The 22817-nt window shown below is 66.7% G+C and carries 26 protein-coding genes; 18 read left to right on the top strand and 8 right to left on the bottom strand.

Going from position 1 to position 22817, the window contains the following annotated elements:
• Positions 1-64: 64 nt before the first annotated feature.
• On the bottom strand, positions 65-1285 hold the full coding sequence (locus tag ACFQGD_RS10560; protein WP_345399958.1) for a cytochrome P450: 1221 nt from the start codon (positions 1283-1285) through the stop codon (positions 65-67).
• Between the two features lie 9 nt (positions 1286-1294).
• The gene (locus ACFQGD_RS10555; protein ID WP_345399961.1) at positions 1295-1618 is read right to left on the bottom strand and encodes a hypothetical protein; all 324 of its coding nucleotides are present in this window, start codon (positions 1616-1618) and stop codon (positions 1295-1297) included.
• Positions 1619-1675: 57 nt separating this feature from the next.
• Between ACFQGD_RS10555 and ACFQGD_RS10550 the strand changes: the two genes are divergently transcribed.
• The gene (locus ACFQGD_RS10550; RefSeq protein ID WP_345399963.1) at positions 1676-2290 is read left to right on the top strand and encodes a TetR family transcriptional regulator; all 615 of its coding nucleotides are present in this window, start codon (positions 1676-1678) and stop codon (positions 2288-2290) included.
• A 73-nt stretch (positions 2291-2363) separates the two neighbouring features.
• Here the strand turns inward: ACFQGD_RS10550 and ACFQGD_RS10545 are convergent, their stop codons facing one another.
• Positions 2364-4532 (bottom strand): 3-hydroxyacyl-CoA dehydrogenase NAD-binding domain-containing protein, encoded by a 2169-nt coding sequence (locus ACFQGD_RS10545; protein ID WP_345399966.1) that lies wholly within the window; start codon positions 4530-4532, stop codon positions 2364-2366.
• 115 nt (positions 4533-4647) lie between these two features.
• The gene (locus ACFQGD_RS10540) at positions 4648-5859 is read right to left on the bottom strand and encodes an acetyl-CoA C-acetyltransferase (RefSeq protein ID WP_345399969.1); all 1212 of its coding nucleotides are present in this window, start codon (positions 5857-5859) and stop codon (positions 4648-4650) included.
• Between the two features lie 149 nt (positions 5860-6008).
• Here ACFQGD_RS10540 and ACFQGD_RS10535 point away from each other — a divergent pair, with 149 nt between their 5' ends.
• The 3 genes from ACFQGD_RS10535 to ACFQGD_RS10525 all read left to right on the top strand — a co-directional run bounded on the left by ACFQGD_RS10535 (position 6009) and on the right by ACFQGD_RS10525 (position 10097).
• Positions 6009-7235, top strand: a complete 1227-nt coding sequence (locus ACFQGD_RS10535) for a TetR/AcrR family transcriptional regulator (RefSeq protein WP_345399972.1) — start codon at positions 6009-6011, stop codon at positions 7233-7235.
• A 361-nt stretch (positions 7236-7596) separates the two neighbouring features.
• Complete coding sequence (locus tag ACFQGD_RS10530) at positions 7597-8892, top strand: acyl-CoA dehydrogenase family protein (RefSeq protein ID WP_345399975.1); 1296 nt, start codon at positions 7597-7599, stop codon at positions 8890-8892.
• Positions 8889-10097, top strand: a complete 1209-nt coding sequence (locus ACFQGD_RS10525) for an acyl-CoA dehydrogenase family protein (protein ID WP_345399978.1) — start codon at positions 8889-8891, stop codon at positions 10095-10097. The genes ACFQGD_RS10530 and ACFQGD_RS10525 overlap by 4 nt, the downstream gene beginning before the upstream one ends.
• 107 nt (positions 10098-10204) lie before the next feature.
• Here the strand turns inward: ACFQGD_RS10525 and ACFQGD_RS10520 are convergent, their stop codons facing one another.
• Positions 10205-11440: a tyrosine-type recombinase/integrase gene (locus ACFQGD_RS10520; RefSeq protein WP_345399981.1), complete on the bottom strand. Its 1236-nt coding sequence runs from the start codon at positions 11438-11440 to the stop codon at positions 10205-10207.
• A gap of 8 nt (positions 11441-11448) precedes the next feature.
• A complete protein-coding gene (locus ACFQGD_RS10515) occupies positions 11449-12639 on the bottom strand; it encodes a helix-turn-helix domain-containing protein (RefSeq protein WP_345399984.1) in 1191 nt (396 codons plus the stop codon).
• Positions 12640-12737: 98 nt separating this feature from the next.
• Here ACFQGD_RS10515 and ACFQGD_RS10510 point away from each other — a divergent pair, with 98 nt between their 5' ends.
• The 9 genes from ACFQGD_RS10510 to ACFQGD_RS10470 all read left to right on the top strand — a co-directional run bounded on the left by ACFQGD_RS10510 (position 12738) and on the right by ACFQGD_RS10470 (position 16460).
• Complete coding sequence (locus tag ACFQGD_RS10510) at positions 12738-12932, top strand: helix-turn-helix transcriptional regulator (RefSeq protein ID WP_345399987.1); 195 nt, start codon at positions 12738-12740, stop codon at positions 12930-12932.
• A 92-nt stretch (positions 12933-13024) separates the two neighbouring features.
• On the top strand, positions 13025-13531 hold the full coding sequence (locus tag ACFQGD_RS10505) for a hypothetical protein (RefSeq protein ID WP_345399990.1): 507 nt from the start codon (positions 13025-13027) through the stop codon (positions 13529-13531).
• The gene (locus tag ACFQGD_RS10500) at positions 13531-13848 is read left to right on the top strand and encodes a DUF6907 domain-containing protein (RefSeq protein WP_345399993.1); all 318 of its coding nucleotides are present in this window, start codon (positions 13531-13533) and stop codon (positions 13846-13848) included. The genes ACFQGD_RS10505 and ACFQGD_RS10500 overlap by 1 nt, the downstream gene beginning before the upstream one ends.
• Entirely contained in the window at positions 13845-14018 is a 174-nt protein-coding gene (locus ACFQGD_RS10495) for a hypothetical protein (protein ID WP_345399995.1), read from the top strand. The genes ACFQGD_RS10500 and ACFQGD_RS10495 overlap by 4 nt, the downstream gene beginning before the upstream one ends.
• Positions 14015-14434 (top strand): hypothetical protein, encoded by a 420-nt coding sequence (locus tag ACFQGD_RS10490; RefSeq protein ID WP_345399997.1) that lies wholly within the window; start codon positions 14015-14017, stop codon positions 14432-14434. Before ACFQGD_RS10495 ends, ACFQGD_RS10490 begins: the two co-directional genes overlap by 4 nt.
• Entirely contained in the window at positions 14406-15260 is an 855-nt protein-coding gene (locus ACFQGD_RS10485; RefSeq protein WP_390221036.1) for a hypothetical protein, read from the top strand. The genes ACFQGD_RS10490 and ACFQGD_RS10485 overlap by 29 nt, the downstream gene beginning before the upstream one ends.
• A gap of 11 nt (positions 15261-15271) precedes the next feature.
• Complete coding sequence (locus ACFQGD_RS10480) at positions 15272-15844, top strand: ATP-binding protein (RefSeq protein ID WP_345400001.1); 573 nt, start codon at positions 15272-15274, stop codon at positions 15842-15844.
• Positions 15841-16191, top strand: coding sequence for a hypothetical protein (locus tag ACFQGD_RS10475; protein WP_345400003.1), 351 nt, complete (start codon positions 15841-15843; stop codon positions 16189-16191). The genes ACFQGD_RS10480 and ACFQGD_RS10475 overlap by 4 nt, the downstream gene beginning before the upstream one ends.
• A complete protein-coding gene (locus ACFQGD_RS10470) occupies positions 16191-16460 on the top strand; it encodes an HNH endonuclease (RefSeq protein WP_345400006.1) in 270 nt (89 codons plus the stop codon). Before ACFQGD_RS10475 ends, ACFQGD_RS10470 begins: the two co-directional genes overlap by 1 nt.
• 76 nt (positions 16461-16536) lie before the next feature.
• On the opposite strand, the gene ACFQGD_RS10465 is transcribed toward ACFQGD_RS10470, so the two are convergent.
• Positions 16537-18072 (bottom strand): terminase, encoded by a 1536-nt coding sequence (locus ACFQGD_RS10465; protein ID WP_345400008.1) that lies wholly within the window; start codon positions 18070-18072, stop codon positions 16537-16539.
• Complete coding sequence (locus ACFQGD_RS10460) at positions 17978-18280, bottom strand: terminase small subunit (RefSeq protein WP_345400011.1); 303 nt, start codon at positions 18278-18280, stop codon at positions 17978-17980. The genes ACFQGD_RS10465 and ACFQGD_RS10460 overlap by 95 nt, the downstream gene beginning before the upstream one ends.
• Before the next feature lie 59 nt (positions 18281-18339).
• Between ACFQGD_RS10460 and ACFQGD_RS10455 the strand changes: the two genes are divergently transcribed.
• From ACFQGD_RS10455 to ACFQGD_RS10435, 5 genes are all read left to right on the top strand, one after another.
• Complete coding sequence (locus ACFQGD_RS10455; RefSeq protein ID WP_345400014.1) at positions 18340-19563, top strand: phage portal protein; 1224 nt, start codon at positions 18340-18342, stop codon at positions 19561-19563.
• Positions 19560-21497, top strand: a complete 1938-nt coding sequence (locus tag ACFQGD_RS10450; protein WP_345400017.1) for a phage major capsid protein — start codon at positions 19560-19562, stop codon at positions 21495-21497. Before ACFQGD_RS10455 ends, ACFQGD_RS10450 begins: the two co-directional genes overlap by 4 nt.
• 5 nt (positions 21498-21502) lie before the next feature.
• On the top strand, positions 21503-21682 hold the full coding sequence (locus tag ACFQGD_RS10445) for a hypothetical protein (protein WP_345400020.1): 180 nt from the start codon (positions 21503-21505) through the stop codon (positions 21680-21682).
• Between the two features lie 18 nt (positions 21683-21700).
• Positions 21701-22318 (top strand): head-tail connector protein, encoded by a 618-nt coding sequence (locus tag ACFQGD_RS10440; protein WP_345400023.1) that lies wholly within the window; start codon positions 21701-21703, stop codon positions 22316-22318.
• Between the two features lie 94 nt (positions 22319-22412).
• On the top strand, positions 22413-22817 hold the full coding sequence (locus ACFQGD_RS10435; RefSeq protein WP_345400026.1) for a hypothetical protein: 405 nt from the start codon (positions 22413-22415) through the stop codon (positions 22815-22817).

The raw sequence follows: 22817 nt of genomic DNA, 5'->3' as shown, positions 1-22817 counted from the left end.
GGCCGCTCATGCACCCGGAGACTACAAGCTTGACCTCGCGACCGCGCGGAAACAGCGGAATGCGTCAGTGAGAGCTGACCGGCAACGTGGTCAACCCACGCAGGTTGATCCGCCCGTTCCACTCGACGTCCCCGGCCAGCTCCAGCGACGGCAGCCGCGTCATCAGCCGCTCCAGCGCCACCGCACCCTCCAGCCGTGCCAGCGCGGCCCCGAGGCAGTGGTGCGGCCCAGCCCCAAACGACACATGCCGACGCGCACCTTCTCGGTCGAGGCGCAGCTCGTCGGCGTCCTCACCCCAGTACCCGGCGTCCCGGTTCGCCGAGGCCAGCGACGCGTTCACGAACGCACCTTCAGGGATCTCGACGTCACCCACCCGATACGGCGCCAGCGTGATGCGTCGGCTGGACTGCACCGGGCTGTCGTAGCGCAACATCTCCTCGACGGCGCTGGCCGCCAGCCCCGGCTCCTCCCGCAGCCGAGCGTACTGCTCCGGGTGCCGCAGCAGCGCGTGCACGCCGTTCCCGATGAGGTTCACCGTGGTCTCGTGACCGGCGACATACAGCAGCGCGACCTGCGCGATCAAATCCTCGTCGGTGAGCTGATCGCCATCCTCCTCGGCCTCGATCAGCGCGGTGAGCAGATCATCGCCAGGATTGCGACGCTTCCACGCGATGGCTTCCGCCGCGACCTCGGCCAGTTCGGCGTCAGCCGCTTGAATGCGCGTCATTAGGTCAGGGTCGACCACCGGTTCCAGCGAGCGCACTACAGTGCCGGTCAGCTCGCGCAGCCGCACGGTGTCGACGTCGGGCATCCCGAGCATCTCGGTGATCACCGCGAACGGAAGCGGGAAGGCGAGCGCCTCGATCAGATCAAACGTCCCCGCGCCCTCGACGTCATCGAGCATGGCGTCGACCAGCGCGGCGATACGGGGACGCAGCGATTCGACCGCGCGGACAGTGAATGCCTTGGCGACCAGCCGCCGCAGCCGGGTGTGGTCCGGCGGGTCGCGGTCGAGCATGGAGCTGCCCCGCAGCTGCGGGCCGTCGTGCTGGTAGGTCGATCGGATCAGGTCCCGCATCGGGCCTTCGGCGAGGTTGTCGTCGTCGACCGAGTTGCCGGACTTCAGCAACGCGGCGACGTCGTCGTATCGGGTGAGGATCCAGAAGCCCAACGGGTGTTGATGCGCGGGCTCTTGTTCACGCAGCCGCGCGTAATGCGGGTACGGGTCGTCGGTGAACCCAGGCGCGAACGGATCGAACAGCGGAGTATCGACTGCCTCGGACATGGCGTCTCCTCACGCGGTGCTGGCAGCGGCTGTCTGGTCACGACCGGCCAGCGCGGGGTGATCGGCGAACCGCCTGAGCACCGCGCGCAACCCCGCGTTCGTGCGGCTGACCTCCGCCTCGATGTCGTCCAGCGGCCGGTCTTCCTCCATGCGCGCCACGACCGCGAGATCCCACCGGCGCCGGACATCCAGCAGAAAGGCGTCCGTGCTGCCGTACTCCGCGTCGATCGCGCGCTGCCACTCGTCCAGCGCCACTGGCCCGTGCCGTGCGACGTCGTCAGCGACGGCGTAGACGAGCTCATAGCGGCGGTGCGTTCGCTCCCACCCTGACATGACCTCCACCTACTCTCCGAATCTCACATACCTTGTGTATGTGAATATACTCGGGGTATGGCATCCGTCAAGTCACGCCGAGAGATGTACGCCGAAGCGACCCGCGCCGCCCTCATCGAGGCGGCCACCGAACTGTTCACTCGACACGGGTTCGCGGGCACATCCCTCGAAGACGTCGCCGCCGCGGCGCAGGTGACACGCGGCGCCGTCTACCACCACTTCGCGGGTAAGCAGGCGCTGTTCGAGGCGGTGCTCGACGAGCAGGAACTGCACATGACCAAGCGGATCAGCACGGCCGTCGCGCAACACGACGACCCGTGGGAGGGTTCGATCGCCGCCATCGACGTCTTCCTCGACCTCTGCTGCGACCCGGTATACAGCAAGATCGTCTGGCAGGAGGGGCCAACGGCGCTCGGCTTGGCACGCTGGCATGAATGCGAGGAGAAGTACGCATACGGCCTGGTCGAGGCCTCGATCAACGCGCTGATCGAGGCGGGTTACCTGGAACGCAAGGCCGTTGACACCACGATCCGGTTCGCCTTCCAGATCTTCGGCGCGGCGGGGATGACGCTGGCCGACACGCCCGCCGCGGAGAAACCGCGCGTCAGGGACGAATGCGCCGACGTCATGCGGCGAATGCTCGCCGGGCTGCGGGTGCCTGAGGCGCGATGACCCCTCGGACGCGCGAAGGCCCGGGCGCCCCAACCGAGGCACCCGGGCCGTACGCGACTGACCGGCTAGACGATCACTCGTAGGTCTCGCCCTTGGCCGCCTTGTCGACCAGCGACTGCGGCGGCTCGAACTGCGGGCCGTAGGCCGCCGCGAGCTCGCGCGCCCGATCGACGAAGCCCTGCAGACCGCCCTCGTACTGGTTGATGTACTGGATCACGCCACCGGTCCACGGCGGGAAACCGATGCCGAAGATCGAGCCGATGTTGGCGTCCGGGATCGAGTTGAGCACGCCCTCGTCGAAGCAACGCACCGTCTCGATCGACTGGATGAACAGCATCCGCTCCTGCAGGTCCTTGAACGGCACCTCGCCGGAGCCGGAGTTGAACGCCTCGCGCAGCCCCGGCCACAGGCCGACGCGCTTGCCGTCCTCGTCGTACTCGTAGAACCCGGCGCCAGCGGCGCGGCCCTTGCGGCCGAACTCGTCCACCATCCGGTCGACAACGGCCTCGGAGCCGTGCGGCGTCCAGGTGCCACCTGCCGCCTCGACACCAGCCCTGGTCTCCTGCCGGATCTTCTGCATCAGCGTCAGCGCCAGCTCATCCGACAGCTGCAGCGGCGGTGCCGGGAACCCGGCCTGCGAGCCCGCCTGCTCGATGCTGGACGGCTCGACGCCCTCGCCGACGGCCGCGAGCGCCTCGTTGATGAACGTGCCGATGACACGGCTGGTGAAGAAGCCACGGCTGTCGTTGACCACGATCGGCGTCTTCTTGATCGCCTGGGTGTAGTCGAAGACCTTCGCCAGCGTGGCGTCGGACGTCTTCTCACCGCAGATGATCTCGACGAGCGGCATCTTGTCGACCGGCGAGAAGAAGTGGATGCCGATGAAGTCCTCCTGCCGCTTCACACCGGTCGCGAGGCCGGTGATCGGCAGCGTCGAGGTGTTGGAGCCCAGCACGGCGTCCGGGTTGACGACGTCCTCGATCTCCTGGAACACCTTGTGCTTGAGGTCCTGGCTCTCGAAGACGGCCTCAATCACGAAGTCGACACCCTCGAACGCGTTCGGGTCCGCGGTCGGCGTGATGCGGTTCAGCAGCGCGTCGGACTTCTCCTGCGTGGTCTTGCCGCGCTTGAGCGCCTTCTCCTCGAGCTTGACCGAGTAGTCCTTGCCCTTCTCGGCGTTCTCCTGGGAGACGTCCTTGAGCACGACCTCCATGCCCGCCTTGGCCGACACGTAGGCGATACCGGCGCCCATCATGCCCGCGCCGAGCACGCCCACCTTGCGCACGGTGTGCTGCTCGTAGCCGTCCGGACGGGAGCCACCACCGTTGATGTGGTTGAGGTCGAAGAAGAACGCCTTGATCATGTTCTTCGACGTCTGGCCGGTGACCAGATCCACGAAGTAGCGGCTCTCGATGAGCTGCGCGTTCTCGAAGTCCACCTGCGAACCCTCGACCGCGGCCGACAGGATCGCGCGCGGCGCGGGCATCGGCGCGCCCTTGAGCTGCTTACGCAGGTTCGCGGGGAACGCGGGCAGGTTCGCGGCGAACTTGGGGTTCGACGGCGTGCCACCGGGGATCTTGTGACCCTTGACGTCCCACGGCTGCGCGGCCTCCGGGTTGGCCTTGATCCATTCCTTTGCCTTCGGCAGCAGCTCGTCCACACTGGACACGAGCTCGTCGACGAGGCCCTTCTCCTTGGCGTCGGCCGGCTTGCGGCGCTGGCCCTGCGCGAGCCAGTTCATCACCGCGTCCTGGATGCCGAGCATCCGCACGGTGCGGGTGACACCACCGGCACCGGGCAGCAGGCCGAGGGTCACCTCGGGGAAGCCGATCTGCACGCCCTTGACGTCGGCAACGATGCGGTGGTGACAAGCCAGTGCGATCTCAAGGCCACCACCGAGCGCGGCGCCGTTGATGGCGGCGACAACCGGCTTGCCGAACGTCTCCAGCCTGCGCAACTGCGACTTGAGCAGCGCGACGTGCTCCATGAGCTGCGGCGCGTCGTCCTTGCGTGCCTTGACCAGGTCGTTGAGGTCACCACCCGCGAAGAACGTCTTCTTCGCGGATGTGATGACCACGCCAGTGATGTTGTCCTTCTCGGCCTCCAGCCGGTCCACGATGGCACCCATCGACTCGATGTAGTCGGAGTTCATCGTGTTGGCGGACTGCTTGGGGTCGTCGAGCGTGAGCACGACGATGCCGTCGGAATCGGACTCCCAACGGATGGTCTTCGCTTCAGTCATGTTCCGTTTCCTCGGTTGTGTGAAGTCTCGTTCGCCGTGTTGTGCGCGGCGCCTCATGGTTCGGCCCTGCGAGCAGGCCGCAGCGCCCATGGTTCGGCCCTGCGAGCAGGCCTCACTAGACCCGCTCGATGATGGTGGCCAGACCCATGCCACCGCCGATGCACAGCGTCACCAGCGCGTAGCGGGCGTTGCGCCGCTCCAGCTCGTCGACCATGGTTCCGGTGATCATCGCGCCGGTCGCGCCGAGCGGGTGACCCATGGCGATGGCGCCACCGTTCACGTTGAGCTTCTCGTCCGGGATCTTCAGATCCTTCTGGAACTTCAGCACGACAGACGCGAACGCCTCGTTCAGCTCGAACAGGTCGATGTCGTCGACGCTCAGACCGGCCTTGTCCAGCACCTTGCGGGTCGCCGGGGTCGGGCCGGTGAGCATGATCGTCGGGTCGGAGCCGGTGACGGCGGTAGCCACGACGCGCGCCCTCGGCGTGAGGCCGAAGTCCTTGCCAGCCTGCTCGTTACCGACGAGCACCAGACCGGCGCCATCGACGATGCCGGACGAGTTGCCGCCGGTGTGGACGTGGTTGATCTTCTCGACCTGGTGGAACTTCTGCAGCGCGACCGCGTCGAAGCCACCCATCTCGCCGATACCCTCGAAGGCCGGGTTCAGCTTGCCGAGGCTCTCGACGGTGGTGCCAGGACGGCGGTGCTCGTCGTGGTCGAGGATCGTGACGCCGTTGATGTCCTTGACCGGGACGACGGACTTGGCGAAGTAGCCGCCGGACCACGCCGCCTCGGCCCGCTCCTGCGAGCGCGCGGCGTACGCGTCGACGTCCTCCCGTGAGAAGCCCTCGATGGTGGCGATCAGGTCAGCGCCGATGCCCTGCGGCACGAAGTAGGTGTCATACGCGGTGGCGGGGTCCATCGCCATGGCGCCACCGTCGGATCCCATGGGCACGCGCGACATCGACTCGACACCGCCGGTGATCAGCAAGTTGTCGAAGCCAGCGCGGACCTTCTGCGCACCCTGGTTGATCGCCTCAAGCCCCGAGGCACAGAACCGGTTGAGCTGCACGCCCGCGACGGTGTCCGGCAGGCCGGCCGCGAGGGCGGCAGCGCGCGGCAGCACGGCGCCCTGGTCGCCGACCGGAGAGACGATGCCGAGGATCACGTCGTCGATGGCAGCGGGGTCGAGGTTCGGGTGCCGCCGCTTGATCTCGTCGATCAGGCCAACGACGAGGTCGATGGGCTTGACCGAATGCAAGGAGCCGTTTTTGCCCTTGCCCCGAGGCGTACGGATCGCCTCGTAGATGAACGCCTCTGAACTCACGCCAATCTTTCCTTCCTTGCCGCTGGCGGAACCACACTGGCTGCATGGGTGGGGCTAATGCTCACTAACATAGTGACTGCATTTCCGCAGTTGTCAATGGGTTCGACGGGCTTGTCATACGCTTATCTCACGCTACAGTAGGTTCACCTATGGACACCGTGGAAACCGCGAACACCGCGCGGGGACGTCGCAGGAGTACCCAGCGACCCCGCAACCGCAAGGCACAGCTGGCCGCCGTCGCGGCCGAGCTGTTCTGCGCGCGCGGCTACCACGAGGTCGGCATCACCGACATCGCAGCCGCGGCCGGGGTGACCGGCCCCGCGTTGTATCGGCACTTCTCCGACAAACAAGCGATCCTCGCGCACGTCGTGCTCAGCGGGATCGACGAACTCATCGCCACCACCCAGCGTGCGCTCGATGACGCCGATAAGCCAGCCCCGGATCAGGTGGACGCGCTGCTGGAACGCCTCGCCGCGATGTCGGTGGACCACCGAGACGTCGCCTCACTGTGGCGTTGGGAACGGCGCAACCTCAGCCCCGAACATCAACGTGAAGTACGCAGACGTTCCAGCATGCTGATCGGCCGCTGGAGCACGACACTACGCACACTCCGCCCCGAGCTGGACGAACGTGACGCCGACCTGCTGTGCTGGGCCACCCTGAGCGTGTTCGGCAGCACCGCCGTGCACTCCACCCGGATCGCCAAGCGCCGGTACACCAAGCTGCTCATCGCCTGCGCGCGCGCCGTGTTGCACACCACACTGCCTACCTCACGGGGGTTGACGACGACCCAGGAGGCCGCGCGCGAGTCCGCCTTCCTGCGCACCACCCGCAAAGACGAGCTGATCACCGCCGCGAGCACGCTGTTCCAGGACCGTGGCTTCCACGACGTCAGCATGGAGGACATCGGATCGGCCGCCGGAATCAGCGGACCCAGCGTGTATCGTCATTTCCCCAGCAAGGCGGCGCTGTTCATGGCGGCGGCACAGCGGATCGCCCAACAACTGGAGTTCGGCAGGCTCGCCGTCGCGCGCACCGCGTCGAGCGAGTCCGACGCGCTGCACGGGCTGATCGCCTCCTACATCGAGACGATGGCGAGCTCGGCCGACCTGATGACGGCATCCAGCCAGGTCAGCGCCCTGTCAGACGCTAACCGCGCCGAGTTGAAGCGGGTGCAACGGGACTACGTGGCCGAGTGGACGCACCTCCTGCGCAAGGTCCGGCCCGAACTTGGCACCGTCGAGGCCAGGGTGGTCGTCCACATGGCGCTGACCATCGCCAACGACGTCATCCACACCGGGCGCCTCGCCGGACGTCCCAACCTGCACGCGGAGCTGGCCACCATCATGGCCGTGGCGCTGGGCCTGCCGTCCTGACCCGCCGCGCGAGTGCCAACCTCGGTGCGCGCGGGTGTCACAGAAGTTGATCAGCTTACCCTGCGCTGACACCGTCAGAAACGGTCAAATCGGGCGAAGAATGGTCGTAGCCCAGGGGAAGATGATCGACTCTCGGAACGCACTCGCCGGGAGTTTCACCTCCCGTCGTCATCCCAGCTCACCCTCCCGGGGCGTTACCTGCGCCACCCGAGTAGCGCGAACCGGCCCACAGGGTTTACTTTACTCACGAGTAGGTAAGCGACGGCCGCCTGCGGCCAATGGGAGAGTGACTGTGTCTAGCGCTCAGCCCGCGGGAGCGGGAAGCAAACGAGGCGGGCCACCGCCAAAGCAGCGTGATGCGATGGGCTTCGGCCTCGCTGCCCTGACCAAGATCTCGAGTTCGCAGTTCATCGACAAGATGGGGCTGCGCAAGCCGTTCGAGAAGGCGGTGACCACGTCGGTCAAGCACGGGTTCCGTGCCGCCGGCGCGGCCAGTCGCGGCTTCACACCGACCAAGAAGCTCGACAAGCCAGCTCGACTGGCCCCCGCGCAGGACACCGGGCTGTTCGACCTCGAGCCGACCGAAGAACAGCAGATGATCGTGGAGACGGTGCGCGATTTCGCCGCCGAGCAGTTGCGACCCGCCGCCCACGACGCCGACGCGAAGCTGGAGACGCCTGACGGCCTGCTCAGCCGCGCCGCCGAACTCGGCATCGGTGCGTTCGGCATTCCCGAGGAGCTGGGCGGTTTCGGCACCGAGCGCTCGGTCACCACCAACGTGCTTGTCGCCGAGGCGCTGGCGCATGGCGACATGGGCTTGGCCGTCGCGGTGCTCGCGCCGTCCGCGGTCAGCACCGCGCTCGCCCAGTGGGGTGACGCCGACCAGCAGGCGACCTACCTTCCCGAGTTCGCGGGCGAGAACGTGCCCGCCGCCGCGCTCGCGATCGCCGAGCAGCAGGCGCTGTTCGATCCGTTCAAGCCCGCGACGACGGCAAAACGCACCCCGAAGGGCTACCAACTCGACGGAGTAAAGGCACTCGTCCCCCGCGCCAGCGCGGCCGAACTGTTCCTGGTCTCGGCCAACCTGGAAGGCCGTGGTCCTGCGCTGTTCATCGTGGAGTCGTCGACGTCGGGCGTGTCGGTGGAGTCCGACCCGGCGATGGGCCTGCGTGGCGCGTCGACTGGCAAGCTGCACTTGAACAAGGTCAACGTCGGCGCGGGTGCGCTGCTCGGTGGCGGCAACGGCGAGGTATTCGCCGAGGTCGTGCGGCTGTCCCGGCTCGGCTGGTGCGCGCTCGCGGCAGGCACCGGCAAAGCCGTCCTCGACTACGTCATCCCCTACGTCAACGAGCGCGTCGCGTTCGGTGAGCCGATCAGCCACCGGCAGGGTGTCGCGTTCATGGTGTCCGACATCGCGATCGAGCTGGAAGGCATCCGGCTGTTGACGCTGAAGGCCGCCGCGCGAGCCGAGCAGGGCAAGCCGTACGCCCGCGAGGTCGCGCTCGCCCGCAAGCTGGCGACCGACAAGGGCATGTGGATCGGTAGCGCGGGTGTGCAGTTGCTCGGTGGGCACGGGTTCACCAAGGAGCACCCCGTCGAGCGCTGGTACCGCGATCTGCGCGCGGTCGGCGTCATGGAAGGAGCTGTCCTCGCATGATCAACCTCGAGGTTCCCGCCAAGGCCAAACCGCTCATCAACCAGGCGTACCAGGCCGCGTCCGAGGTCTTCCGGCCGATCTCGCGTAAGTACGACCGCGCCGAGCACGCCTACCCGAAGGAGCTGGACACCTTCGCCGCGCTGGTCGACGGGCTCAACGAGTCCGGCGAGGGCGGTGCGGGAGCATCCGGCGTCCGCCGCGACGAGAACGGCAACGGTGGCGGCAATGTCAACGGCGCCAACCTGCGCACCGTGCTCGGCACCATCGAGATGTGCTGGGGCGACGTCGCGCTCCTGCTGTCGATGCCGCGTCAGGGTCTCGGTAACGCCGCGATCGCGTCGGTCGCCAACGACGAGCAGCTCGAACGGTTCAAGGGCACCTGGTCGGCCATGGCCATCACCGAGCCGGAGTTCGGCTCCGACTCGGCGGCCGTGTCGACCACGGCGGAGCTCGACGGCGACGAGTACGTCCTCAACGGCGAGAAGATCTTCGTGACCGCCGGTGAGCGCGCCGACTCGGTCGTCGTGTGGGCGACGCTGGACAAGTCCGTCGGGCGAGCGGCGATCAAGTCGTTCGTCGTGGAGAAGTCCCGCCCGGGCATCACGGTCGAGCGGCTGGAGCACAAGCTCGGCATCAAGGCGTCCGACACCGCCGTCATCCGGCTGGACAACTGCCGGGTGCCGAAGGAGAACCTGCTCGGCAGCCCGGAGATCGACACCAAGAAGGGGTTCGCGGGGGTCATGGAGACCTTCGACAACACCCGGCCGCTCGTCGCGGCGATGGCTGTCGGTCTCGCCCGGGCGGCGCTCGAGGAGACCGCGCGGATCCTGTCGGAGGCGGGCATCGACGTCGACTACGACAAGCCCGCCAACTCGCAGCACGCCGCCGCCGCGACCTATCTACAGCTCGAGGCGGACTACGAGGCCGCGCACATGCTGACGCTGGCGGCCGCGTGGATGGCCGACAACCGCAAGCCGAACTCGGTCGAGGCGTCGATGTCCAAGGCGAAGGCGGGTCGATCGGTCGTCGACATCACGCTCAAGTGCGTCGAACTGTGCGGCACCCTCGGCTACAGCGAGGACTCGCTGCTGGAGAAGTGGAGCCGGGACTCGAAGATCCTGGACATCTTCGAGGGCACGCAACAGATCCAGCAGCTCATCGTGGCGAGACGGCTGCTCGGTAAGAGCTCATCTGAGCTGAAATAGCAGGTAGACGCACCAGGCCAGCCGCGCCGCGCGGCGACGGCGCGGCTGGCTTCGACTCACTGAGCTGCATGGACATCACCTGCTGTTCCGTCTATGTTCCGTCAGAGCTACGTTCCGGCGGCGACCGCGCGCGGCCGGAACATCCTCGTGTCGATCGCCTTCCGCGCCCGGTCGTGCGAGTCCGGGAGCATGTGCGCATAGATCCTCAGCGTGAAGCCGGGGTCGGCGTGACCGAGGTACTCGGCTAACTCGCGGATGTTCACACCGTCAGCGAGCATGACGCTGGCGTAGTAGTGACGCAGCTGGTGCGTGCCTTCCCTCCGGGTGGTCGCATACCGCTTGTGCCCGCGCTTGTCCTTCACCGGCGCCGGGATCACCCCCGCCGTGACGAGAGCTGGCTTCCAGCACGTCTCCGAGTAGGCTCGCGACGTCATGTGCCTGCCATCTCGCCAGCGCACCAACACGTTGTGCGTGCGCGGCTTGCCGCTAGGCTTCTCCCACGGCAGCGTGCACGGCTCCGGCGGGCACTTCTCGAGGTGTAGCCGAATGTTCTCCGCCGTCCAGTCGGACATGGGCACGATCCGAGTGCGGTCGTTCTTCGGCAAGGCGAACACGTACTCGCGGCCGATCTTCTTGATCTGACGCCGCACGTGGATCAAGCCCTCGTCAAAGTCGATGTCCTCCACCGCGAGCCCGAACAGCTCGCCCTCCCGGAGGCCGCACGACGCGCCGATCGTCGGCAGCAGCCGCAGCGACTCCGGGTGCGCGTCGATCAGCGCGAATACCGTGGCGTCGCCCCACGCCTGGATCTTCTCGGTGCTACCGGTGACGACCTTCTGCACAGCCTTCGACCGGGCTGGGTTCTTCTTGATCAGATCATCAGCGGCGGCCAGGTCCAGCGTGCCGAGGACGACCAACCGCGCCGTCGCCACGGTTGACGGGCCGTGCCGCTCCCCCAGCTCCGTCTGCCACGTCGAGACGTCGGAAGGCTTGATCGCCTTAATCTGCCGCTTCCCCAAGGTCGGCTCGATGTGGAGCCGGTACACCGACTCGTACCGCAGCTGGCTGGACGGATCGACCATGCGCGACGACAGCCATCTGCGCGCGAGGTCCCCGAAGAACTCCCTCCCGGCCTTCGGGTCAACGTACTCGCCGCGCTCGGCGTCGACCTCCATCTTGCGGGCGTACTTCACTGCAGGGTCGTAGGTGGTGAACGCCCGCGTCCGCTCCCGCCCGTCGACCAGCCACGCCGCGAGCCACCGCTTACCCTTGCCGTGCCGCTTGGTCGGAACCTTAACGACCTCGCCGTCGACCTTCTTCTTGGTGAACCACAGGTCTCTCACACGGGCCATTAGTTCTTGCCCCGTCGGTCGGCGCGTTGAGCAGCCACCTCGATGACCTTCTTTGAAGCATCAGCCCCGGCCTGGAGTATTGAAGCGAGTTCCTGTCCGGTCAGAGCATCCTGCTCGTTCAGCTCATGCAAATGTCGAAGTGCGCTGTCGACCTGCCAGCGCGAAAACCTCGTTGCCCGGGAAGCAGCAGCGACGCTCGGAGTCTTACCATGCTGTTCTATGTAGGAGGCGAAGTACGAAAGGATCGACGACTCGTTCCCAGACAGGCCGAGTCGCATCATTGCGCGCCGATCCTGCTCATCTCTGAACGTTTTCGTCGCTCCGTCGATCAATTTCTGTGCCACTGACTCATTCTCGGCATGAATCTTGTACGTCACTGGCTCACCCATCACATTTATACGAACATCCTGGCTGTCAGGGTCATATTCTGCGAGGATTTCCGCAGCGGCTTCATCCCAGGCGGCGCGTGTTATTCGGGGCACGAGCTGGTCTAATGACTGAGCCCTCTGAACGGGAAGCAGTCCCTTTTTCTGCAGTAAATCTACCTCACTGGCGGCGTCCTTTTTGTCGATTTCGAAATGATTGCTGATCACTTCGAGCAACGGTGGGAGACCGCGAGACTTCACCCAATCATATACAAAGTCGATTATCTGCTGTTGCTGCTTGGTTACCCAATTGCTTCTATCGGGCGCAGTAGCGGGTGCGGTCGAAATGTCTTCATCGCGCAGTTGTCGAAGATATTTGACGCGATCTTCTGCCTGCTGAAACCGGTCGGCTGCGCGGTCGATCTGAGCCTGATACGAGCGCAATTCCGCGCGAGCGGCTTCCAGCTCACGTTCTGCATCGGCTAACTGGTCTTCAGGGTCAGCTGGGTCTCGGAGCATGTCGCCAAGGCGATGTTCAAGCGCTTTCGCGATCAGGGCGGCTTCGCCAAGCCGGATTCGTCGTCCACTTCCAGGCGAGTCGGCGTTCTTCTCCATGCGGAGGATGGCAAGGTCGTCGATTTTGAACCCGAAGCCGGAGACCTTCTCCGCGAGTCGCGCTTGTGAAACCCCCTGCTTCTCTCGCAGGTCACGCAGGCGGCGCGCGAACGTGGCCTCGGTCCGCGTCACGGGGTCGGGCCGGGGTTCGGGCGTTGAGTCGCGTTGATCCTGCACGCCGTGACCGTAGCCGATCGACACGCGCTTCACAAGAAGAAGCACCCTGCTTGACATGAAGTACATCAACGAGTAGGAGTTAACTCCAACGGTGCCGTTTCACTTTCAACAGGCACCTGACAGGAGTGAAGATGGCCGAGTACCTGACCACCGACGAGGTGGCCGAGCGGTACAGGACAGCAGCGTCAACCGTGAGGTACTGGCGCATGGTCGGCTACGGACCAAAGGGCGTCCGCGTAGGCCGACGGATCTTGTACCCGATCGCAGAGTGTGACGAGTTCGATCGGAAGCTCGCAGAGGAGCAGTCCAACGAGGTGGCCAGCTGATGGCTGCCACAACCCAACCCACAAAGAAGCCCCGCCTGCTTGATCTTGGCGGACCACAGACGGGGCACGACAACGAATCCGTAGGAGGAACGATGTCTGCCGACATCATCGCACACGAAGCCCCGACCAGCGACAACGGCGCGCAGGACGTACCCGAGCAGGTACGCACCGAGCCGCAGGAGTCGCTCGACGAGCTGGACCACGACGGCTACCTCGACGCCGACGGCAGGCCGTTCTGGCTCCAGGAGCCATGCCCGGCCTGGTGCCAGCGCGAGCTGCACGAGGGCCAGCACCACGTGGTCGACCGCGCCCACCGGTCTACGTGGGACGCCCGGCTGCGGCTGTCGCTCCACTCCGTCGACTGGAAGTACTACGACGCGAGCGAGACGGTCGATGGCGTCGCGCGAGAGTACGACTACCCGGTAGAACTGCTCGTTCACCTGGAGCAGAATCATCGCGAAGTCGGTCCGCGCGTCATCGTCGAACCGGAACTCCGCCACGACGAGGTCGGGGGGCTGAACCTCACGCTGGCCGAGGCCGTCGCGCTCCGCGACGCGCTGAGCACCGCGCTGGAGCTGGCTGAAGGCGGTGTCCGCTGATGTCGATCACAGACAGCGCGCGATGCCCAACCTGGTGCGCAGACGGAGGTCACCCGGACACCGACGGCACCACCTACCACAAGCGGCACCTCGGTACCGCTCCCGTGCGGGCGAACGACCTCGCGCCGTCCTCAGAACCTCGCCGGGATGCACCGCTGGTTGCGGGGATCTCGCAGGACGAAACCGAACCTGCGGTGATCACCGTGGCGGTCGACGGCTGGGCGGAGTGCATTGTGCTGGGCGTTGACGACGCGCGACGGCTGATCTCGTTGCTCGTCGAGGGCGTCGTCTTGGCGCAGGACGGTGAGGCCCGATGAGCGTCGCATCGAAGCTCACACCCTGCACGATGCTGACCCGCGACGGTGAGCCCTGCGGCAAGCCAGGCGACGACACGCTGCCGACCGGGATCTGCGTCGAGCACGCCATCCAGGTGTTCCGGGCGGTCTCCCGCATCGTCGCGGCCAAGACCGAGGAGGCCAAGCGGTGAGCGTGATGAATGAGCAACTTCCCCTCGCGTTCCCCAGTTCGTCCGTCGACTCCGACACGGCCGAGTTGCTGGCGCTGATCAACGGCGACCCGCTGCACGATCGCGACCGGGCGGCGGTGATCGGGGCGATCTTGTCGGTGGGTCGTGATAACGGCGGCGTGGTCGATCCGAACGATGTTCGCTCTCGGCTCGGTGGCTCGGTGTATCCGCGTGTCGTCGGCGCGGTGTATCAGTCCCTTGCGAAGCGCGGCGTCCTCGTCGGCGACGGCTGGGTGATCAGCAAGGACAGGCGTGGGCGCAACAGCGGTAAGCCTTGTCGGAGGTATCGCCTGCGGGCGTCGACGCGGGAAGTAGGTGGCGATGTCGTGGCAGGCAGCCGAGTGGGCGATGACGATGGCGCCGTTGCCGTCGAATGATCCGCCGGCGCGTGCGGTTCTGGGGTATCTAGCGGTGAAGGCGGATCGGCAAGGTCGGTCTGCCTTCCCGCTGGTGCTCTCGATCGCGCACGACGTCGGACTGAATCCCGAGGTGGTTCCGCGCGTTCTGAAGCGGCTGGTCGGTTACGGCTTGATCAGCAAGGACGGTGAAGGCCCGCAGGGGCAGGCGCGTTGGGTGTTGCACATGGACAAGCGCCATGCCGAAGGCTCGTTCGAGTCGTTCTGCGACCGGCATCGTCAGCGTGAGTCGGCGAAGAAGTCGCGCTACCGCAAGAGTCGCAGTGTCCACGACGATCAGTCGGGGACTGTCCACGACGGAAAGTCAGGGACAGATAGCGATGTCCACGACTCTGAGTCGGAATGTCCACGATCGACAGTCGTGCTGTCCACGACTCTGAGTCGGAATGTCCACGACTCAGAGTCCCCCCAGATCAGTCAGTTAGATCAGTCAGTAGATCAGTCAAGAGAACACGTTGGCGATTCCGAGCGCCCCGACGTCGAGCGGCTCTGCACGCACCTCGCTAACCGCATCGAAGCCAACGGTTCCAAGCGTCCCCGCATCACCGCGAAGTGGCGCGACGCCGCCAGGCTCTTGCTCGACCGTGATGGCCGCACCGAGGAGCAGGTGCGCGCGGCGATCGACTGGTGCCAAGCCGACGAGTTCTGGCGCGCCAACGTCATGTCCATGCCGAAGCTGCGCGCGAAATACGACCAGCTCCGACTTCAAGCACAACGCGGCGGACGTCAACACGTTCCCTACCGCAACCCCACAGACCAGTCCGTCTACGACGAGACGCTCCTCTGAGGAGACACACGATGACGCGCATCGACAATCTCGTTCCGCTGCGCTACCGCGACGCGCAGCTCGACGAGACCGAAGACCCCAAGCTCGACGCCTGGATCGACGAGATCCGGGCGGCCGAACCCACGACCAACATCGACCGGCCCAAGATGCACGGGCCGTCGCTGCTGATCCTCGGGCCTACCGGGGTTGGCAAGACACACAAGGCCTACGCGCTGCTACGTCACCTCGTCGACGGCGGCCTCAGGCTGCGGTCCTGGCCGAAGATGATCAGTGCGGCCGACTTGTACGCCCGGCTCCGGCCACGCTCGGGCGTCGACTCCGAGCAGGTGTTCGAGGAGTTCCTTGCCGCCGAGATGGTGTTCATCGACGACCTCGGTGCCGCCAAGACCTCGGAGTGGGTCGAGGAGGTCAACTACCGCCTCATCGACCACCGGTACAACAACCAGCTCGCGACGATCTTCACCAGCAACGTGCCACCCAGGGAGCTGGGTGAAGTGCTCGGCGAGCGCGTCGCATCCCGGCTCACCGAGATGTGCACGACCGTCGTCCTCAAGGGCGCAGACCGCAGGAGGAACGCCGCATGAACACCACGATCACGCTTACCGACATCGCCATCGGCCTCGCCATCACCACGGCGCTCGCCGTCGCCGTCGGAGTCGTGGCAACCATCGTCATGACCCGCCGTGACTGCAGGTCCGACGCACGGATCGCCGCAGCTCGCAAGCGGTTCCACGATGCCGCCGAAGCACCGGACACCGTCGCCGTGCCGGACGACGCCGCGCTTGCCGAATACCTCGCCGAGCGGGAACGCCAGTACGAAGCCCAGCAGCGTCGCTGGCTCCACGATCAAGCCGAGCAGGCAAAGCGGAAGCGACACGAGCAGTGGGCGCGCGAGTGGGCGGAGAAGGCGTCAACGCGGGAGGGTGCGTGATGTCCCGCTCCTGGTCCAAGGGCAGCACCGCCGCCTGGCGCAAGACACGGGCGGCGGTGCTCGCCGAGAACAAGCGAAAGAACCAGGGTCGCTGCACGCTACAACTCGAGGGATGCACCGGCGAAGCAGACAGCGTCCACCACGTCCTTGGCCGCGCCGTCACCGGCGACGACCAGCGTTATCTCGCCGCGGTGTGCAAGCACTGCAACGGCAGCGTCGGCGATCCGATGCGCAACGAGCAACCGATCCGTCGCGTCTCGTCGTGGTGACCGCGAAAAGTTCACAGCCTGCCACCGGCCCTACACCCGCCGTTCCTGTCTTTTTTTTGCGCGGCGTCCGCCCAGGTCAGAGCACCGTGAGCGGCGGCGGCGCCGGGGGCAGGGTGCGGGCGAGCTGCACCGCACCGGCCATCGCGTAGGCGCCGTCGATCGCGCCCGAGCTGGCGCGGCCGAACACCCAGCGGTCACCGCGACGCTGCCGCTGCGCCGCGTGCACGTGGGCGGTCAGTAGCTCGTCGCGCGGGTGGATGATCTCGCCGGTGAGCACCAGGTCGGCGGCCGCCATGCAGCACGCGGCCGTCTCGGCGCGGATCTCTTCGAGCTTGACCCCGCGCGGTGGCCACGCGGTGCGGCGCGGTCCCTTCTGCTCCTTGAGTTCGGCGGTGAGCGCGGCGGCCGGGCCGTCGGGTAGCCATCCGAACGCGCGCGGCTTCACCTTGCGCACCAGCTCGGGTAGGTCGGCGCGGACGGCTTTGGTGCAGCCGGGTCCGGCCCAGGACTCGACTACCTCGACGTGGGTGCCACCGTCTTCGAGGACGGCGGCCGCGACGAGGGTGGCGTGATCGCCGGTCAGGCTGATGTCGAGGCAGAGCGCGACCTTGTCGCGGTACTCGGCGAGGTCGACGGGCGCCGTGGTGCCGCATGCCTCCCACGCGTCGGGTTCGATCGCCGGGTCGAGTAGCGGCACGTACTGGCACATGGACTCGGTGCGGAACCCGGATAGCTCGGTGCCACCGGCGGCTTTGGCGCGGCGCCCGGACGCGACGAGCGCGTCGGCGTCGATGCGCCGTGTCAGGTTGGGGTTCGCTTGCGCGAGCGCGGCCACGTCGTCGGGCTCGGCGCCGGGCGGGGCCGACCACTCGAACAGTCCGACGCGGGGGTCTCCGGTGCCGTGGCGGATGTACTCGATCGCGGGGTCGCGCAGCGCGGGTATCAGGATGCTGTCCTCGTCGCCCGCGTTGGTCACGGCCACGATCTGCGCGTCGCTGACAGCGTTCATCGCGTTCGATGCGGAGTTCCAGGCGTCGCGGTTGCGGTGCTCGCGCAGCTCGTCGCACAACCACCGGTGCAGGGTGGTGGATCGTGCGGCGCGGCCGCTGTTGGCGGCGAAGAAGTACTCGGCGCCGTCGAGGGTGGTGAGGGCTTCCTCGCCGATGGTGAGCCGCTGCGCGCCGGGTCCGAGCTTGCGCGACAAGTACGGGTTGTTCCGTGAGTCTTCGCTGATCTTTGCCCACGCTCGTTTGGCGTAGGTGCGGTCGGTGGAGGTGCCGAGCACGAGCGGCACCCGCTCGACGAACAGCCAGTACTTGACCAGGGTGTGACCCCACAGACTCTTGCCGTTCTGCCGCGCGACGAGCACGAGCACGTGCCGGAACCGCGGCCGCCCGTCCGGGAGTAGCTCACCGGCGTGGATCGACAACCACTCTTGCCACGGGTCGAACGGTGTGCCGCACACGTCGGCGGCGAAGTCGATCAGGTCGAAGCCGTAGGACGTGTCGGGTGTCAGCTCACGGAGCGGTGGTGTCCACAGCCGCGGTTCCGTTGACCCGAGCGGCGCGTCGCTGTCGTAGTTCGTCGAGCGGGTCGCGGGTGGGCTGGTCATCGCTGGCGCCCTTCGCTTGCGCGGACCGGGCTCGCGCCTTCGGTGTCAGCCCGAGCGCGTCGAGTGCTTGCAGCAGCCGCGGCCCGAGCGTGTCTATCGGGCCGTCGTTGTCGATCGCTGCCGCGTAGGTGCGCGCTAGCTCGGCGACCGCAGCGTCGGCGGTGTCGAGGTCGAGCGTCTCGATCGCTTGCTCGACTTCCTGCCGCACTCAAACGCACCTCCAACCAGATACCGTCAGTATCCAGATACCGATGGTATCTTGCCGGTATGCCGTGGTGGCCGAAGAAGAAGCGCAGCGAGCCGGAAGCGCTGACCAGCATCAGCGACCCCGTGCTCGCCTCCTACTTCGGCGTGACCCCGTCGTTCGCGGGTGTGCAGGTCAGTGAGAACACCGTGCTCGGTATCCCCGCCATGTTCAGGGCCGTGTCGCTGGTGGCGGGAACGATCGCCGGGCTACCGCTGCGAACGCTGCGGGACACCGCCGACGGGCAGCGTCAGCGGGTGCGGTCGTGGTTGGACGATCCGGCCGGGCCGAACGGGCAGACGGTGTTCGGCTGGAAAGAGACGATCGTCGCGCACCTGATGTTGCACGGCGAGACCTATCTTGCGCACCTGTTCAACAACGCGGGCGCGGTGATCGGCGCGGTGCCGATCCACCCGCTGGCCGTCACCGAGCAGGAGCCGACGCGCGGCGTGGGGGATCTCGGGCGGCCGCTACCGCGGTGGACGGTGGCGCTGGCCGACGGCACGACACGCACGTTCACCCCGGCGACCATGACCAAGATCCTCGGCTTGTCGCTGGACGGTGTGCACGGTCTGTCGGTGATCGAGGCGGGCCGCAACTCGATGGGGACCACGATCGCCGGTGACCGTGCCGCGGCGAAGATGTTCGGCAACGGCGCGCTGATGTCGGGCCTCGTCACCCCGGAAGAGGACGTCGACGAGGACGAGGCGAAGGAGATCAAGGCCGGGCTCGACAAGAAGACGGCTGGGTGGCGGCATAACGGCGAAGTCGCGTTCGTGAACCGCAAGCTGAAGTTCACGCCGTGGACGATGTCCGCCGAGGATGCCCAGTTCCTGGGCTCACGTGCCTTCCAGGTCGAAGAGATCGCCCGGTGGACCGGGGTACCGCCTCACTTGCTGATGCAGACCGAGAAACAGACGAGCTGGGGCACTGGGGTGGCGGAGCAGAACCGGGGGCTCGCGCGGTTCACCCTCGCGGGCTGGACCGGCCGCATCGAGCAAAGCCTGTCGCGGCTGCTGCGGTCGCCGCTGTTCTGCGAGTTCGACTTCGCCGGGATGGAGCGCCCAACACCCGAGCAGGAGATCCGCCTCCTGCTGGAACAGGTACAGGCCGGTCTGATCACCGTCAACGAGGCGCGCAAGATCCGCAACCTGCCACCGATCGACGGCGGCGACGTGCTGCGCAACACGCCACAGAGCGACCCGGCCAACGCAGCGTCCGGAGTAGAGGGAGTGCTAGCACCATGAGCATCAAGGACCTGGCCGCGCTCGCGCAGTTGGGCCGCGAGTACTGCCGCGATCACCGCGACATGCGGGTACCGCAGAACGGCGTGCCGTGGTTCCGCATCACCAACGCCGACGGCGAGCGGGCAGAGCTGTTCATCTACGGCGCGATCGGTGACGACTGGGACCCCGACGACGTCACCGCCGGTGACTTCACACGGCGGTTGCGCGACATCACCGCACCGGTGATTGACCTGCACATCAACTCGCCGGGCGGGCTGGTGTTCGACGGGATCGCGATCTACAACGCGCTGCGCAACCACCCTGCGCGGGTCGAGGTCACCGTCGACGGGGTCGCCGCGTCGGCGGCGTCGTTCGTGGCAATGGCTGGCGACGACGTCGCGATCGAGAAGCCCGCGAAGATGATGATCCACGACGCGGGTGGTCTCACGATCGGCAACGCGCAGGACCACCAGGAGATGGCCGACCTACTGAACGAGCTGTCGCAGACCATCGCGCAGGTGTACGCGGATCGCGCGGGCGGCACAGCGGATGAGTGGCGCGACCGGATGCGCGCCGAGACGTGGTTTTCGTCCGCGCAGGCGGTCGCGACCGGGCTCGCTGACCGGGTGGTCGGCGAAGAACCGGCCGCGTCCTCTCACAAGAAGACTCCCGGCGCGCCGGCTGTGGTGCCCGCGCCGCGGGGAAAGCTCCACGCCGCGGCGTGGAACCTCGACAACAAGAAGGGGAACCATCGTATGAACATCGAGGAAATCCTCGCCGCGATGAAGACGATCATCGACGACGCCGAGGGTCGCACCCTGACCGACGAGGAGGTCAAGCGCTACGAGGCGCTCGAATCCGACCTCGCGAACAAGCGCACCGAGGCGATCCGGGAGCGTCAGCACGCCTACGAGTCCCCGGCGCCGACCAACATGCAGGCGGCCGCGGTGCACGTCGCCCCGGCCAAGCAGGATGACGGGCTGGAGAAAGCGTTCGACCACTACCTTCGCACCGGCAAGCCGAACGCCGACATCGCGGATCTGCGGGTCACCAACGCGCAGTCGGCGGGCACCGACACCGAGGGCGGGTTCACCGTCCCCGAGGGGTTCCGGCAGAAGCTCGTTGATCGACTGGTCGCGTTCGGTGGGCTCGCGCAGGAGGCCGAAGAGATCGTCACCGAGACCGGTAACCGTCTGCCGTGGCCGACGCTCGACGACACCGCCAACTCGGGTGTGATCGCCGACGAGAACACCGCACCGGCGTCGGGTGGCGCCGACCTCGTGTTCGGCGAGAAGGAGCTGAACGCGTTCAAGTACGTCGCTCCGGGCGCGTCGAACCTGCCGCTGCGGGTGTCGGTCGAGCTATTGCAGGACAGCGCGTTCGACATCGAGGGCCTCGTCGCACGCAAGCTCGGCGAGCGCATCGCGCGACAGCAGGCCACCGACTGGGTCACCGGTACCGCTGGCGGCGCCGAGCCGGAGGGCATCACCAACCCGACGGCGGATCACACGTTCGCCACCGGGTCGACGACCACGGTCACCAAGGATGACCTTCTCGACCTGCTGCACACCCTCGACCCGGACTACCGGCAGGGCGCCAAGTGGCTGTTCAACGACAACACCCTCAAGGTCGTGCGCAAGCTGGAGGACTCCAACGGGCGCCCGCTGTTGCAGGGCGTCACCGAGGGGCTGGAGTCGATGGGCGGCCTCACGCTGCTGAACCACCCCGTTCGAATCGACCAGGCCGTGCCCGACATGGCCGCTTCGGCGAAGTCGATCGTCTTTGGTGAGCTGCGCGAGTCCTACGTGATCCGCCGGGTGCGCGACATCCAGCTCGTCGTGAACCCGTGGACGCGGGCGAACGAGGGCCAGGTCGAGTACACCGCGTGGGCCAGGGCCGACGGCGCGATCCAGAACGACAACTCGTTCGTGATCGGCGCCAACTCGGCGACGTGACGGCGATGCAGTCGACAGTGCAGCTCGTCAGGCGCAAGGCGTGGCTCGAAGCTCAGCACAAGAAGGTGTGTGCCGAGCTTCGGGCGCGCGGCGTCGACGTCGACGAGCCGAAGGCGAACCCGACGTCGACACCGCCCACCAAGCCGCGAGCCAAGCGGACGAAGAAGAAGACAACGAACGACTGATCGCGAAGGGAGGCAGCGGTGGCCTGGGCTCCGGACTACGTCACGGATACGCAGCTCAAATCGTTCGTGCGCATCGACGACACGGACGACGACGCCGAGATCGCGTTCGCCATCACCGCTGCCTCCCGCGCGATCGACCGTTCCACCAACCGCCAGTTCGGGCAGGCGGATACCGCGGTCGAACGGTTCTACACCGCCGAATGGGACTGCGACCGTGGCCGGTGGGTCATCGAGATCGACGACCTGATGACCACGACGGGCCTGCTGATCGACTACGACGTCGACGACGACGAGACCTACTCGGCGTCGATCGACGACTACCGTCTCCAGCCGGTCAACGCGGCCGCCGAGTCGCGGCCGTGGACGCGGATCGTGGTCCACCCCAACTCGACGAACAAGCCGAGCACGGGGGAGAACCGAACGCGGGTGACCGCACAGTTCGGCTGGACGTCGGTACCAACCACGATCAAGCAAGCCTGCCTGCTGCAAGCTTCGCGGTTCCTCGCGCGGCGTGAGGCACCGTTCGGAGTGGCGGGCTCGCCGGATCTCGGTTCCGAGGTGCGGCTACTAGCGAAGCTCGACCCCGACGTCGCGGTCATGGTCGGGCCGTACCGGCGATGGTGGGCGGCCGCATGAGTGACGAACTGTTGTACCGCATCACGGTCGGGACCCTCGTCCTCGCGGCGGCGGCCGCGCTCGTCTGCATCGGTCTGTACCTCGGGGGTATCCGATGATCCTGAACGACGTGATGGACGAGGTCGGCGCGCAGCTCGACACGATCACCGGGCTGCGGGTGTGGGACTACCCACCAAACAAGATCACGCCACCGGCCGCGATCGTCGCTTACCCCGACTCGATCGGGTTCGACGAGACCTACGGGCGCGGCTCGGATCGGATCACGCTGCCGGTGTTGGTCGTCGTCGGCAAGGTCTCCGACCGCGCCAGCCGTAAAGATCTGGCGGTCTACTGCGACGGCGCGGGCACCTCGTCGATCAAGGCCGTGCTCGAAGCGGGCAGCTACACGGCGTTCGACACGATCCGGGTCACATCCATCGACTTCGACGTCGTGACGATCTCGGGCGTCGACTACGCGGCGGCGTTGTTCGACGTCGACATCTTCGGACAAGGGAGCTGA

Origin of the sequence: Haloechinothrix salitolerans (genome assembly GCF_042662605.1) — a bacterium.
GTDB classification, from domain to species: domain Bacteria; phylum Actinomycetota; class Actinomycetes; order Mycobacteriales; family Pseudonocardiaceae; genus Haloechinothrix_A; species Haloechinothrix_A salitolerans.
The sequence above is the reverse complement of the archived record's forward strand: the minus strand, read 5'-3'. Positions and strand labels throughout refer to the sequence as shown.